This is a genomic window from Ferroplasma acidiphilum, from assembly GCF_002078355.1.
Classification (GTDB): Archaea; Thermoplasmatota; Thermoplasmata; order Thermoplasmatales; family Thermoplasmataceae; genus Ferroplasma; species Ferroplasma acidiphilum.
In genome coordinates, this window is sequence record NZ_CP015363.1 from 1,780,745 (window position 1) to 1,793,761 (window position 13,017).

A 13,017-nucleotide genomic window follows, 5' to 3' on the forward strand; every position below is an offset into this window, starting at 1 on the left:
TAAAGATATTTAAGCAGCATGGAAACAATAAAAATAGCAGGATTTGGAGGTAGCTTGAGGAAAGAGTCATACTCCAGGTATTTGCTTGAGAACGCCGTTGGATTGATGCCTGAGAATTCTAAACTTGAAATACTGGACATAAAGAATTTTCCTTTAATGAACCAGGATGAGGAGAACAATTACCCGGAAAATGTAAAAAAGTTTAAGAGGCAGATTAAGGAATCTGATGGAGTTTTGATGGTTACTCCAGAATACAATTACTCAATCCCCGGATATTTAAAAAATGTTTTAGATGTTGCTTCGAGGCCATATGGTGATAATCCTTTCAATGGAAAGCCTGTAGCCATTATGAGTTCATCAATAGGCATGCTGGGCGGTTCAAGGGCACAGTACCACCTCCGCCAGGTTTGTGTATTCCTTGATATGATTCCTGTAAATACACCTGAAGTTTTTCTAACATTTGCACAGGATAAATTCGATGAAAAAGGCAAGCTTAAGGATGAGATGACAGCTAAATTTGCCGGGCAGTTGCTACAGAACCTTGTAAATCTTGCCAGGCAGCTAAAAAAATAATTTTTTAAAATAAAATAATATATTTTTATATTCTTTCAGTATCATAGTTCCATGATCATAGCGGATGTGACATTTTATCCAATTGGAAAAGGAGTTTCTGTGGGCGATACTATAGAGAAGGTTGTTAGCCGGTTAAAGAATAATAATTCAATTAAATGCTATCCAAATAGCATGGCTACTGTAATTGAATGCAGTAATATTGATATTTTAATGGATGCGATAAAGGATGCTGAAAAGTTTATTGAAAATATGGGTTTTCCCAGGGTAGAGACTATATTAAGAATTGATAGCAGAACCGATGTAGAAAACTCAGTTGAAAGAAAAATGAAATATGTCAGCTAAAAAAATTATGGCTTAAAAGTACCTGAGACTACCCATGGTGGTTCTGTACCCAGCGGCTCCATCCCTGATACTTTGCTATTTTCCAGAAGTTTTTCGTTTACCTCAATGCCAAGCCCTGGTTTCCCTGATAATGCCATTGTACCGTTTTCCACAGAATATCCTGTGAAAAGGTTCTTTTTCCATGATGGCCATGATTCTTCAAAACTTTCCTGTATTAAGAAATTTGGAAGGGTGTAATCAACATTTAACGTTGCCGCCGTCTGCACCGGGCCGAAGGCATTGTGGTATGCTACGGAAATTCCGAATGATTCTGCAATTGCACCGATTTTTTTTGCCTCCAGAATGCCTTTGGAATTGGTTAAATCCGGTTGTATAACATCCACCATTCCATCGGAAATGTACCTGGCAAAATCTTCCTTGTTAAGCAGCCTTTCACCAAGTGCCACCGGAATATCTACCCTGGCCCTGAATTCTGGCAGGAACCTTTCAAGTTCAGGATGTATTGGCTCCTCTATAAACAGCGGGTTATATTCCTCCAGTGCTTTTCCTGCCATTATGGCATATTTTGGAGAAAACCTTCCGTGGCATTCAATTAATAAATCTACACCTTCACCGAGGCTTGATCTCATCTGTGCCACTATTTCCTGTGCTTTTTTTACCCCATCCACGGTTATTTTATCATAGTTGCTTCCGAATGGGTCGAATTTAAATGCACTATATCCACGTGAGACAAGGGATTTTGCCTTTGAAACAAAATCTTCAGGAGAAACACAATCGGAATACCACCCGTTGGCATATCCCCTGATTTTTTCGTTAAATCTGCCACCCAGCAAATTATAGATTGGTGACCCGAGGTTTTTCCCTATCAGGTCCCATGATGCAATCTCAAATGCGCTCAATGCTGCTGTTTCCTCAACGGATTTCGCTACGTAAAAGGCATTTCTATAGTAATCCCTTAGATTTTTTTCTATATCAAAATAATTCTTGCCCTGGAATACCCTGGCAACCTCATTCATGCTTTCTTTCACAGGAAGTGTCATCATCGTGGTAGGCGCTTCGCCGAAGCCAACCCTTCCATCAGAGGATGTGAGTTTCAGTATAAGTATTGTAGAGCTCCATGGAGAGGACTTTTCTTCAGGAGACCCAAGTTCGTATATTTCTATGTTTTTTATAGTTTCCATGCACAATCAATTATATAATACATATTAATTTTTGGATGGAGAAAAATTATTTTTTGTCGAATTTCTTCAGGGTAAAACGCCTGTTGCTCCCGAATGGTGAAAACGGCTTTCCATTTCCAAAATAAAATTTAGAGAAGAATTCCACGTATAGAAGCCTTGCGCCCTGTATGCCTGGCTCAAATACAGCTATTATTAGATTGAACAGCTGCCCTACAACCAGCACCACAACACCGATTATTATAAAATAAAATGGGTCAGATAATGTTGCCCTGAATACGGTATCTATGACAAGGACCAGGACAACAGATGCCAGGAGTATCCCTACAATCCTTGTGTATGAAAGTATGTGTGAAATAATTGATGGAATTTCCATAAGGCTAAGTGTGCCTTCGAAAACAACTACGGTTATAAAGCCAACTATGAGCATTACATAGCCAATAAGTGAGGATGTTTCCAGGGGGCTAAGGCTGACCCTGTGTATTAGATTAAGGCCGAGTATTGCAAAGGCCCATGCCATCAGTATCCACCCTACTTTAGCCACTGCAGCTTTTCTGTGATTTATATATGCATTGTTAATTATTCCAAGGACGAAGCCGAAGGTGACAAAAGCAAGCCCGATATAACCGGAAATCATCAGCAATTCTCCAATATGTATGACCGGCACCGGAGTGGAACTGAGCCTGAATGGCACCGGATATATGGTAAATCCAAAGAATTCATTGAATACTATACCAAATATTATTGCGATTATTGAAGATGGTATAAGTGCTTTTGCAAGTGTTTTTAAAGAATTCTTCCCCATTATCATGAGAATAAATCCGGATAATTTTTTTGGTATATGGCTTTTTGCCGGTGGGTGGTCAACCCTGTGTATTATAAACAGTGATATCAGGAGGATAACCAGGCCGTACCCTGCGTCACCAACCATTAAACCGAAAAATACAGGGAAAACAAGGGCAAATATCATTGTCGGATCAAATTCATACTCCTCTGGCAATGAATAGAATCTTATGAAAAATTCGAATATTTTAAAATGCTTTGGATTCGAGAGTTTTGTTGGAGGGTCTTCCTTTGTTTCTATCTTCTGGATAAACATTGTGTTATTTGAATCTTCATTAAGCACTGAAGAAACTTTTTCATATTCAGATTCGGGAATCCATCCCTCGAGAGCAAAAGCATTTTCAGAAAAAGCAATATTGCTTAAAATTTCTTCTTCTTTCACATATATTTCAAGCTGTTCTGTTATCTGTGCCACAGGTTCATAATATTTATCTGACAATGCATTAAGGGATGATTTTATTCCCTCTATTGCGTTTGAAGCTTCATTAATGGTGTTATGGATTAATTCTATATTTTCCTTTACGGTCCCGTTCAATTCCGGGATCTTCATCATATCATAGGTTTTTGATGAAAGTATGGAAAGAAATTCTGGTTCGTTTTTTCTATTTATTGTAACGGTTGAATAGCCATTATTTAAATTGATGAATGTTGCATAATCTGTTTTGAGACTTTCAGTTTCATCTGACGATTTAATTATAAAACTTTCAACGTAATCATTATTTAATATTGATAAATCTTCACCAAAGCCCGATAATAACTCCAGTGGTTTTAAGGTAATCTTATTTTCCTGGATCTTTGCTGTAAGTTTCTCTTCATCATCTTTGAGTTTGTTTAATTCGCCGGCTATGTATATTTTTGATATATCTTCCAGGACTTCCTCCGGAGAACTGTAGTATTTTTTATGTTTAACTTCCCTCTGTGGAAGTATTGAAAGAAATCCCTTGAACCGTGATAGATTTTCAGATAAAACCTTGTAATTGGCGTTGGAGCCCTGGGTGTTGAATACCTTTGCAACCTCAGGTTCTGCATTCTCTATCTGTATAACATTTAGATCATGCATATCATCTACTATTTTATTTTTATACGTATTCAGGCCAATAATCCTGATTTTTGTCATCTTCACGGGCTTTAGCATTTTATCACATTTTAGTAATATATTCCAGAATAAGATTATACACTTTCTCTTCAAGCTTTCTGTTAGATATGTCAACTTTCATTACATTTGATCTGGCTCTCTGGGTATCAAGTGCATCAGCCATTTTCCTGCTTTCTGATTTCTTTATTTCCTCTATGGCTTTATTGTAATCATTTATTATTTGATTTTCCAGGTTTTTTGCCTTTTCATTGCATTCAGCTATTTGCTGGTTTAACTGTTTTTCCATTTCCTCCTTTAGCTCTGCTATGGAACGTTTTTTTGCTTCTTCTTTGTTTTTAATTACCTTCAATTCATCTATTTCTGTCATTTAATTATCACCATTATCAGTATTGCAATAAATGCTATTGCAAGCAGGATATTTATTATCCGTATGATCTTTCTTATCCTTTTGAATTTTTCAACATTGCCCATATATTCCCTTTGAATATATAATAGGGCCAAACCTATTTATTATTTTCTCCAGTTGAAACTACATGGCTTTTTACAAATTTCAGGGTTGCAAATGAATCCCTTTCCAATTCGTCCAGATGCTCCCTGATGATTTTATAGTTGTTGTTAAACCTTGGAATCATTATATTTTCTATTGCATTGGATCTCCTGTTTGTCTTGTCTATTTCATTTAACAATTTGCGCATTGATGATTCTTTCTGGGAAACTTCCAGAAGCTCTTTGAATATTTTATTAAAGAGTGTAATTGCATCATAGATTGACACAGGAACAGAATTTGCAAGATATGAATCGTCAATTATCTTTTTTCCTGCCTGGGCTGACATTTCAGGAATTGTAACACCCATTATATTTTTCCCGCCTATTTTAATTTCTGGCGAAGAAAACATGTATGAAATTCTTTCGATTTCAAGAGTTCCATCTATTATCTCTGCCACTTTAATTGCATTCAACCCTTTTTCTATATCATTTTTGATGTTTTCTCTAAGCCCTCTGACCTCATTGCTAATTTTAAAGAATTCCATTACCAGGGATTGTCTTTTCATTTTCAGGAGTTCGAGTCCTCTAGAAGCTACTTTTATCCGTTTTTTCGTATTTATAAGTTCTATTCTGGTAAGTCTTACAGTATTTGCCATTATTCCTCCCATTTCCCGTATTTTGGTATATATGCGGATTTTACCTTTTTCATTTCCTCTTTAGGCAAAATTGAAAGCAGGTCCCATCCAAGATTCAAAGTTTCTTCTATGGAACGGTCAGTATCTCCCTGGTTTACGTATTTGCTTTCAAAATCCTCTGCAAATTGAAGGTACTTTTTATCTGATACACTCAAAGCTTCTTCGCCAACAATCTCACTTAATGCTCTGGCGTCTTTTCCCTTTGCATATGAGGAATATAGCTGATCGGCCAGGCCTCTGTGGTCTTCCCTGGTATGGTCAGACCCTATACCCTGGTTCATGAGACGTGATAAGGATAAAAGGACATCTACCTCTGGATATATATCCTTCCTGCTAAGGTCTCTTGATAGTGTTATCTGCCCTTCAGTTATATATCCTGTAAGGTCAGGCACCGGGTTTGTTATATCATCCCCTGGCATTGTAAGAATAGGTATCTGTGTGATTGAGCCGTTCCTTCCCTTTATTTTTCCTGCCCTTTCATATATTGTACTTAAATCGGTATACATATAGCCAGGATATCCACGCCTTCCAGGGATTTCCTCCCTTGAAGATGATATTTCACGGAGTGCTTCACAGTAATTTGTCATATCTGTGAGGATAACCAGCATGTTCATATCTTTCTCATATGCCAGGTATTCTGCAGTTGTTAATGCAACACGGGGCAGTATTATCCTGTCCATGGATGGATCTGATGCCAGATTCAGGAATATTACGGATTCTGACAGTGCGCCTGACGACTCAAATTGCTTCATGAAATAGTTTGCTTCCTCACTTGTTATTCCAATAGCGCCAAATACAACACCAAATTTTTCTCCGCCTTTCAGGGTTTTTGCCTGCTTCGCTATCTGTGTCGCCAGCCTGTTATGGGATAATCCTGCTCCAGAGAATATTGGAAGCTTTTGTCCCATAACAAGTGTATTCATTCCATCTATGGTTGATATTCCCGTTTCTATGAATTCACTTGGCTCTTCACGTGAATATGGATTGATTGCAGCACCTGTGATATCTACCTTATCCTTTGAATAAATCTTCGGGCCATTGTCTACCGGTTCACCGAATCCATTGAATATTCTGCCAAGCATATCATCAGATACTGGAAGCTTGAATGTGCTTCCTGTGAACGATACCCCGGTACTCTTTGGGCTCATGCTGGTAGTTGAACCGAACACCTGGACAACCGCAACGCCGTTCCTGGTTTCAAGTACCTGGCCTTTAACACGCTCTCCGTTATCCAGTATTATGCTAACAATTTCATTATACGATGCATTTTTCACGTCGTCCACAAATAGAAGTGGACCATTTATCTGTGAAATTGACCTGTAAATAATATCAGACACTTTCAACACCCTCCATTATATTATCATATTCATTATTTATTTCCTTTATCACGTCATTGTAGAATTTCTCAAAGTCGTTTTCTGGAATTTCTTTCATTCTTGATATTTTCATCCTCACAGGAAGTGTTGCAGTCTGGGTTAACTTCAATCCAGAAGCTATGGATTTTTCCTGCATTTCATTAAGTGTTTTAATAATTGTAAGCATTTCATACTGTTTCTTTATTGAACAGTATGTATCTGTATCATCAAAGGCATTCTGCTGGAGAAAATCTTCCCTGATAATCTTTGCAATGTCCAGAACGTTTTTCTGATTCTCTGGCAATGAGTCATATCCCACCAGCTGCACAATTTCCTGTAACTCTGATTCTTTCTGGAGTATACCCATCATGAGTGAATGCATCTGTGGCCATTCAGGGTTCACGTTTGATTTAAACCACCCGGAAAGGGAGTCCAGGTAAAGCGAATAGCTGTTAAGCCAGTTAATTGAAGGAAAATGCCTTCTGGATGCAAGTGAGGCGTCAAGAGCCCAGAATGCCCTTGTAACTCTCAAGGTATTCTGCACAACAGGGTCTGAAAGGTCTCCACCTGGAGGCGATACTGCTCCTATAAGGGTTATAGAGCCTGTCCTTTCATCCTGTGCTATTATCTGGGCATTTCCAGATCTTTCATAAAATTCAGATATTCTCCTTCCCAGATAGGCAGGATATCCTTCTTCACCTGGCATTTCTTCCAATCTTCCAGATATTTCCCTCAGTGCCTCTGCCCACCTGCTTGTTGAATCTGCCATAAGAGCTACGTCATAACCCATATCCCTGTAATATTCAGCTATGGTAACTCCTGTATAAATACTGGCTTCCCTTGCTGCCACAGGCATATTGGAAGTATTTGCAATAAGTATTGTTTTTTCCATGAGTGGTTTTCCGCTCTTGGGATCTTGCAGTTCAGGGAATGTTGAAAGTATTTCAGTCATCTCATTTCCCCTTTCCCCGCAGCCAACATAAACGGTTATATCTGCATCAGACCATTTGGACAGCTGGTGCTGTATTACTGTCTTCCCGCTTCCAAATGGGCCCGGAACTGCTACAGTGCCGCCCTTAGCAACAGGGAAGAATGAATCTATTACCCTCTGGCCTGTGATTAATGGTATTTCAGGTGCAAATTTAAGAAATACCTTTCTTGCCTGCCTGACAGGCCATATCTGCTTCAATTTTATATCATATTTGGAAGTTCCAGTGTCGATTATACATACAGTATCAGATACTTTGAATTTTCCTTTGCTTATGCTTTTTATTATGCCACGAATGCCATACGGAACCATAATTTTATGGGTTATTATATTAGTTTCCTGAACTGTGCCAAGTATATATCCCTGCTCAACTTCATCCCCTTCCTTTAACAGTGGAACGAAATCCCATTCTTTCTTTTCATCCAGTGGAGGTGCTGTTGCCCCCCTGACTATAAAATCACCTGTTTCTGATTGAATTATATCAAGAGGCCTCTGTATTCCATCATATATGGATTTAAGCAGGCCCGGGCCAAGTTCGACAGAGAGGGGTTTGCCTGTTGAATATACAGGTTCGCCTGGTTTGAGCCCGCTGGTATCTTCATAAACCTGGATTGTAAATTTATCTCCAACTATTTTTATAACTTCACCTACGAGGCCCATTTCACCAACCCGTACCACATCAAACATTTTGCCATCAAGGTCTGTTGCTATTACTACCGGTCCAGATATACTATATATACTTCCTTTATTTTCCATTTAATCACCAATATCAATGCCCAAAATTTTTTTTGCCAGATCGTATACCGATTCCTCTTCTTTTATTCCTGGCAGGGGAATAAATATTACAAGCGGGCTAATAGACCCTGCGTATAAGTTTATTTCATCGGGGGTCATATACTTTTCAAATGATTGTGAAACCATAATCACATTATATTTCTTTGAATTGAACAATTCTTTTACAATGGATTTCCCATTTTCAGGGTCTGCAGTAAATGTATCGTTGATTCCTACTAATTTAAAGCCTGCTACAAGTTCCCTTTCCCCTATCAAACAAAGATCGTACATTTAAATCAGCATCCTCTCTATTGTATTATTATCAAGCTTATATGACTTGCCTATTATTATTGTCCTGAGATTATCACGTTCTCTTTCTGCATAGAGGATATATGCAAAAATAAAGAGAGATGCTGTGTCCCTGATCATTACCGGGACGAATTCATGGAATAATGACTTTCTCATGCCTATCTCAAACTGGCTCAGATTTTTATTTTCTTTATAGTAATCCAGAGCTTCATCTATGTTAAAATGCTTAAAAAGTGAAAGCAGCTCAATAACACTTCCAGACCTGAAAGTATCAGAAAGTGCTGTTCTGGAAAAATTGCCATTATCTATAATACTGTTTTCTATTTTTTCAAATGGAACGTTGAGCTCAATTGCCTTTGCCAGTGTAAGAATATTCTTTAAATCCACCACGGTTTTTACATATTTAATAATCTGCCCTTCATCCCCATTATAGAACAATGCGGTTTTAATAAGGTCATTATAATAACGGTAATCCATAGCTGATAGGAGGGATGATGTATCTCCTGTCTTCTTGTATTCTTCCAGCTCTTTCAGCAGATAATTAAAACCGTAATTGAGAAGGTAATTAATCACAGAATCCACGTCGTTTTTTTCCATTATAGCCCTGAAATCATCTCGCTTCAGGTTTCCTGCATATATTCCCATAGGGATATCCCTGAAACTCATTATGAAACTGTCATTATATTTTATATCGTGGTGTATAACTTTAGAAGTAATAATCGCCTTTATACTTTCTATATCCCATTTCGATACATATGATTTCATAAACGATTTTATCTGGGGCGGGACTGCGAACAGTGCTATTTTAGCATTGTTTATCACATGCCGGTTAATTGCTGTAATCAGAATATCCACATCATCATTGCTTATTGTTGTAGCTTTATCTATATCATCGCGGTATGATGTCTCATATAATTTCAACCTTATATCTTTAATATCAAGTTCAAGAAGTGATTTTACAAAACTATCGCTAAGATAATCATTGAAATGTATCTTTAACCTTCCATAACTTCCTGAATATGTAGTGTTAATTGGAACCACCATTATTTAATATTTTCATATAGATATGTTTCTACATCGTATGAAATTTCATCAAAAATACTGCTTAAGCGCATATCTACTTCTTTTTTCCCATCTGCACTGACCGCTATAATTCCAGATTTTATTGATTTGTCTATAATAAATTTAATTGAATCCGGGAATTTAAAACCCTGAAGTTTCTCGTTTTCCATTTCATCACAGTATACGGTGAACTTATTCCCAAGTTCTTTTTTCGATTCATTAACCATAGCTTTTAGCAATTCAGGGTAATTGGAAGATTTGTTAAGTGATGTGACATAAGACCTTAGTTTTTGCATAGTGTTAACCAGTATTTCCTTTTTTTTGTCATCAATGATTTTTTTTGACTGCAATCTAATATTGTCCTCGTACTGCTTTATTATATTCTTAACATCATTATCAGATTTTACAGCATAGTAATTCTTAATCCTGGATATTTTATCATTGCAGGATTTTATAATAGCCTCTATTTTGGCAGAATACTCATCTCTTATGGCTTTGAGCTCTGCCTGGGTCGTATTATCTATCTCATTTAATATATTTTCAAGTGACATAAAAAATCTTTCTTATATTACGTGCAACAGTAATATAATTCCCAGAACAAAACCAATAATCCACAGGGTTTCCGGTATTACAAAGAAAAACAATACCTGACCAAATTTTTCTGGTTTTTCTGCAATTATACCCATTCCAGCAGCTCCGATACCCTGTTGAGCCATCCCAGTTCCAATCAATCCGCCGGCAATGGCAATTGAAGCTGCCAAAGCCAATATAGCATCCGGTGTAGTAATCATAAATATCCTTAATTCCCCATTGAAATAACTTATATAAAATTATTTATTGCGAAGTGTTATATTTAAACTATATGTATTTTACAATAATAAAAATAAGTCCTAGTCCTTCTTCCTGGCAAAATATAAAGCCAGTAAAGACGGAACCAGTATCCAGATAAGTCCGACTGCGATTATAGAATATATGTTAATGCCAACTGCCGACGCCTTATATGTACTGTATGAACCGAGATGGTAATCCGATATTAAATCAGGGAAATATGATGGAGAAAAAGAATTGACTATAAGGAGGTCCTTGAAATATGCAATTCCCGTAGATTTAACACGCAGTAAATACAGGATAGCTGGTGAAACTATAGTTGACCACATGAATCCCATAATAAATAACATTCCAAGCCCTGTTCCTAATACCTGCCCCTGGGTCTTTTCAAACTGGGAAACCAGGTAAATAATTCCTGCAAATCCTATTATTTCTACAAGGTATCCTAAAAGTATTGTAAGGAACGTTCCTGATGATATAAAAACACCTGTATAATGATACAGGATAAAATCAGCAAGACCAAGAGCTATCAATAATCCTGCAAGGAAGCTAACGGAATTTCCAGCAAATCTGGACATCATAAGTTTGCCTTTTGTTATGGGCCTGACTATTATTGATTCCAGGACTCCTGAAGTCTTATCCTTGCTGTAATAGAAATATGCTGAGAATATCCCCATTATTGGTATCAGCAATACACCGAAAAATATGGCAAGCTCATCCTGTAATATTGAACCGGGCTTTATGTAAGTGTACTCGTAATTTAGAAATGGTACTATCACTGCACCTGTGCTGTTAACAATATAAATATTCACAGATTTGCCGGCATCTGCGGTCTTCAGGGGTGGTGTGACAATAAACCTGTTCGAGTTTACTTTTCCTATATATACTGTATTCGTTTTGTTAAAGTGATTGGTGTTTAAAAGCGTAGAAGATGTATTATAATAGACATCAGGGCTATCTGTGAATTTATAGTCCGGGTTATATATCATTGTGCTTACCAGTGCAGGGTCAGATTTATCCTTCAAATTTACTGCATATAATGGATATTTAGAATCGTTAAAATTGATTGAATAATATGGTGCTGCAAAAGTGGATGCGTCATTTATTAAAATATTCTGCCCATTATAATAATTCATGGTATTATTGGATCCAACCAGTGCGATTCCATCCAGGTAATATTCGTTATAGCGGTATGTTAAATTTGTAGATAAATTCTTAATGATAAAATGAACATAGCCTGTACTATTGGTTGTTCCACTGAAGTATTTTATTAAACTATTATTCGAATTGTAATATAAAGATGAAGTTATATGCAACCCTGAAACCGGGTCTCCATAGCCATTTATTACATAATCAGTTATATTTACTGAATTGCCAGTTTGGTTAATATATGGCATTACTATAGCTGTATTGCCTGGATGTGCATAGTCAGAACTGACTCCGGCTCCATAAGCAGATGCTGCGGTTACCAGTACAAGCAGAACTATGAGTATAATGGTAAATTTTCCTGTAATAGTACGTTTTATATCATATAAAAATCCATTCATCTTATTTCACCATATTCAAAAAGTAATCTTCCAGTGTTTCATTCTCCATGCTGATATAATCCACCCTGTAATTTTTAATTACAAGTTGCCTGTTAAGTTCAGAAACATCAACTTCACCATTATTTTTGATGTAATAATAGGTGCCATCTGATGTAAATTCCCCGAATTCCGATAATATTTTTTCCATACCGGCATCGGGGTTTTTTATGTGTATTTTTGTTCCTGTTGTCCCCAAATGCATCAGATCATCCCTTGAAAGCGTTTTGACTACAGAACCATTCTTTACTATTGCAATTTTGTCTGCAACGTTCTGCAGTTCAGATAATATGTGGGATGAAAGGAGTATAGATTTTCCCTGCTTTTTTAGATTAATAATTAAATCCCTTACCTCTTTAACACCGTTTGGATCAAGCCCATTCAATGTTTCATCGAAAAGATAATTGTCAGGATTTCCTATCATTGCAGCTATGAGTGCAAATCTCTTTTTCATTCCCTGGGAGTAATACTTTAATTTTCTATTCCTGTAATTGTAAATATCAAACTGTTTCATCATTTCAATAGCATTTTTCTCCGCTTCGTCCGGTTTTATACCGTAAAATCCTGCATAATATTTCAGAAGGGGTACTGGCCTGGCATCTGGTTCAAAATTTGGCAGTTCCGGAACCCAGCCAATGTTTCTGGATGCTTTTATTTTTTCTTTAACTATATCAAAATTATTAACGGTGATCGTTCCTGAAGTTGGAAATATTATACCGCATGCAGCCCTTATTGTTGTTGTTTTTCCGGCACCATTCAGGCCTGCAAGCCCCATTATTTGCCCGTTGTTTATTTCAAGGTTTAAATCTGATACTGCTTTAAAATTTTTAAATGATTTTGAAAGGTGTAAAATTTCTATCATTGATATGGAATAAGATTGGATATATATTAAATTTCTTATAAAT

General features: G+C 36.9%; 14 protein-coding genes. 2 read left to right on the forward strand and 12 right to left on the reverse strand.

Translation table 11 applies throughout. The features are described from left to right. The first annotated feature begins 18 nt into the window (after positions 1–18). Positions 19–573, forward strand: coding sequence for an NADPH-dependent FMN reductase (locus tag fad_RS08950; RefSeq protein ID WP_081143104.1), 555 nt, complete (start codon positions 19–21; stop codon positions 571–573). Between the two features lie 51 nt (positions 574–624). Further along, positions 625–915 carry an MTH1187 family thiamine-binding protein gene (locus fad_RS08955; RefSeq protein ID WP_081143105.1) on the forward strand — a complete coding sequence of 97 codons (291 nt, stop codon included), beginning with the start codon at positions 625–627 and terminating at the stop codon, positions 913–915. 5 nt (positions 916–920) lie between these two features. Here fad_RS08955 and fad_RS08960 read toward each other — a convergent pair whose 3' ends face one another. The 12 genes from fad_RS08960 to fad_RS09015 form a co-directional block, all read right to left on the reverse strand. Beyond that, positions 921–2,096 carry a mandelate racemase/muconate lactonizing enzyme family protein gene (locus tag fad_RS08960; protein WP_081143106.1) on the reverse strand — a complete coding sequence of 392 codons (1,176 nt, stop codon included), beginning with the start codon at positions 2,094–2,096 and terminating at the stop codon, positions 921–923. Positions 2,097–2,142: 46 nt separating this feature from the next. Beyond that, on the reverse strand, positions 2,143–4,071 hold the full coding sequence (locus fad_RS08965; protein WP_081143107.1) for a V-type ATP synthase subunit I: 1,929 nt from the start codon (positions 4,069–4,071) through the stop codon (positions 2,143–2,145). 4 nt (positions 4,072–4,075) lie between these two features. Then, on the reverse strand, positions 4,076–4,399 hold the full coding sequence (locus tag fad_RS08970; RefSeq protein WP_009886967.1) for a V-type ATP synthase subunit H: 324 nt from the start codon (positions 4,397–4,399) through the stop codon (positions 4,076–4,078). A gap of 136 nt (positions 4,400–4,535) precedes the next feature. Then, complete coding sequence (locus tag fad_RS08975; RefSeq protein WP_019841541.1) at positions 4,536–5,174, reverse strand: V-type ATP synthase subunit D; 639 nt, start codon at positions 5,172–5,174, stop codon at positions 4,536–4,538. Continuing rightward, positions 5,174–6,550, reverse strand: a complete 1,377-nt coding sequence (locus tag fad_RS08980) for a V-type ATP synthase subunit B (RefSeq protein WP_009886970.1) — start codon at positions 6,548–6,550, stop codon at positions 5,174–5,176. The genes fad_RS08975 and fad_RS08980 overlap by 1 nt, the downstream gene beginning before the upstream one ends. After that, positions 6,543–8,312, reverse strand: coding sequence for a V-type ATP synthase subunit A (locus tag fad_RS08985; RefSeq protein ID WP_081143108.1), 1,770 nt, complete (start codon positions 8,310–8,312; stop codon positions 6,543–6,545). The genes fad_RS08980 and fad_RS08985 overlap by 8 nt, the downstream gene beginning before the upstream one ends. Continuing rightward, on the reverse strand, positions 8,313–8,621 hold the full coding sequence (locus fad_RS08990; RefSeq protein ID WP_009886972.1) for a V-type ATP synthase subunit F: 309 nt from the start codon (positions 8,619–8,621) through the stop codon (positions 8,313–8,315). Further along, complete coding sequence (locus fad_RS08995; RefSeq protein ID WP_081143109.1) at positions 8,622–9,683, reverse strand: V-type ATPase subunit; 1,062 nt, start codon at positions 9,681–9,683, stop codon at positions 8,622–8,624. Then, a complete protein-coding gene (locus fad_RS09000; protein ID WP_009886974.1) occupies positions 9,683–10,252 on the reverse strand; it encodes a V-type ATP synthase subunit E family protein in 570 nt (189 codons plus the stop codon). The genes fad_RS08995 and fad_RS09000 overlap by 1 nt, the downstream gene beginning before the upstream one ends. Positions 10,253–10,264: 12 nt before the next feature. Beyond that, positions 10,265–10,492: an ATPase gene (locus fad_RS09005; protein WP_009886975.1), complete on the reverse strand. Its 228-nt coding sequence runs from the start codon at positions 10,490–10,492 to the stop codon at positions 10,265–10,267. Between the two features lie 99 nt (positions 10,493–10,591). Then, a complete protein-coding gene (locus fad_RS09010; RefSeq protein ID WP_081143110.1) occupies positions 10,592–12,076 on the reverse strand; it encodes an ABC transporter permease subunit in 1,485 nt (494 codons plus the stop codon). Position 12,077: 1 nt separating this feature from the next. Next, the gene (locus fad_RS09015; RefSeq protein ID WP_081143111.1) at positions 12,078–12,974 is read right to left on the reverse strand and encodes an ABC transporter ATP-binding protein; all 897 of its coding nucleotides are present in this window, start codon (positions 12,972–12,974) and stop codon (positions 12,078–12,080) included. Positions 12,975–13,017: the final 43 nt, after the last annotated feature.

Coding starts and splice junctions, on each gene's coding strand:
- fad_RS08950 (WP_081143104.1), top strand. CDS start 19: ATGGAAACAATAAAAATAGCAGGATTTGGAGGTAGCTTGAGGAAAGAG.
- fad_RS08955 (WP_081143105.1), top strand. CDS start 625: ATGATCATAGCGGATGTGACATTTTATCCAATTGGAAAAGGAGTTTCT.
- fad_RS08960 (WP_081143106.1), bottom strand. CDS start 2,096: ATGGAAACTATAAAAAACATAGAAATATACGAACTTGGGTCTCCTGAA.
- fad_RS08995 (WP_081143109.1), bottom strand. CDS start 9,683: ATGGTGGTTCCAATTAACACTACATATTCAGGAAGTTATGGAAGGTTA.
- fad_RS09010 (WP_081143110.1), bottom strand. CDS start 12,076: ATGAATGGATTTTTATATGATATAAAACGTACTATTACAGGAAAATTT.
- fad_RS09005 (WP_009886975.1), bottom strand. CDS start 10,492: ATGATTACTACACCGGATGCTATATTGGCTTTGGCAGCTTCAATTGCC.
- fad_RS08990 (WP_009886972.1), bottom strand. CDS start 8,621: ATGTACGATCTTTGTTTGATAGGGGAAAGGGAACTTGTAGCAGGCTTT.
- fad_RS08970 (WP_009886967.1), bottom strand. CDS start 4,399: ATGACAGAAATAGATGAATTGAAGGTAATTAAAAACAAAGAAGAAGCA.
- fad_RS08975 (WP_019841541.1), bottom strand. CDS start 5,174: ATGGCAAATACTGTAAGACTTACCAGAATAGAACTTATAAATACGAAA.
- fad_RS08965 (WP_081143107.1), bottom strand. CDS start 4,071: ATGCTAAAGCCCGTGAAGATGACAAAAATCAGGATTATTGGCCTGAAT.
- fad_RS08985 (WP_081143108.1), bottom strand. CDS start 8,312: ATGGAAAATAAAGGAAGTATATATAGTATATCTGGACCGGTAGTAATA.
- fad_RS09000 (WP_009886974.1), bottom strand. CDS start 10,252: ATGTCACTTGAAAATATATTAAATGAGATAGATAATACGACCCAGGCA.
- fad_RS09015 (WP_081143111.1), bottom strand. CDS start 12,974: ATGATAGAAATTTTACACCTTTCAAAATCATTTAAAAATTTTAAAGCA.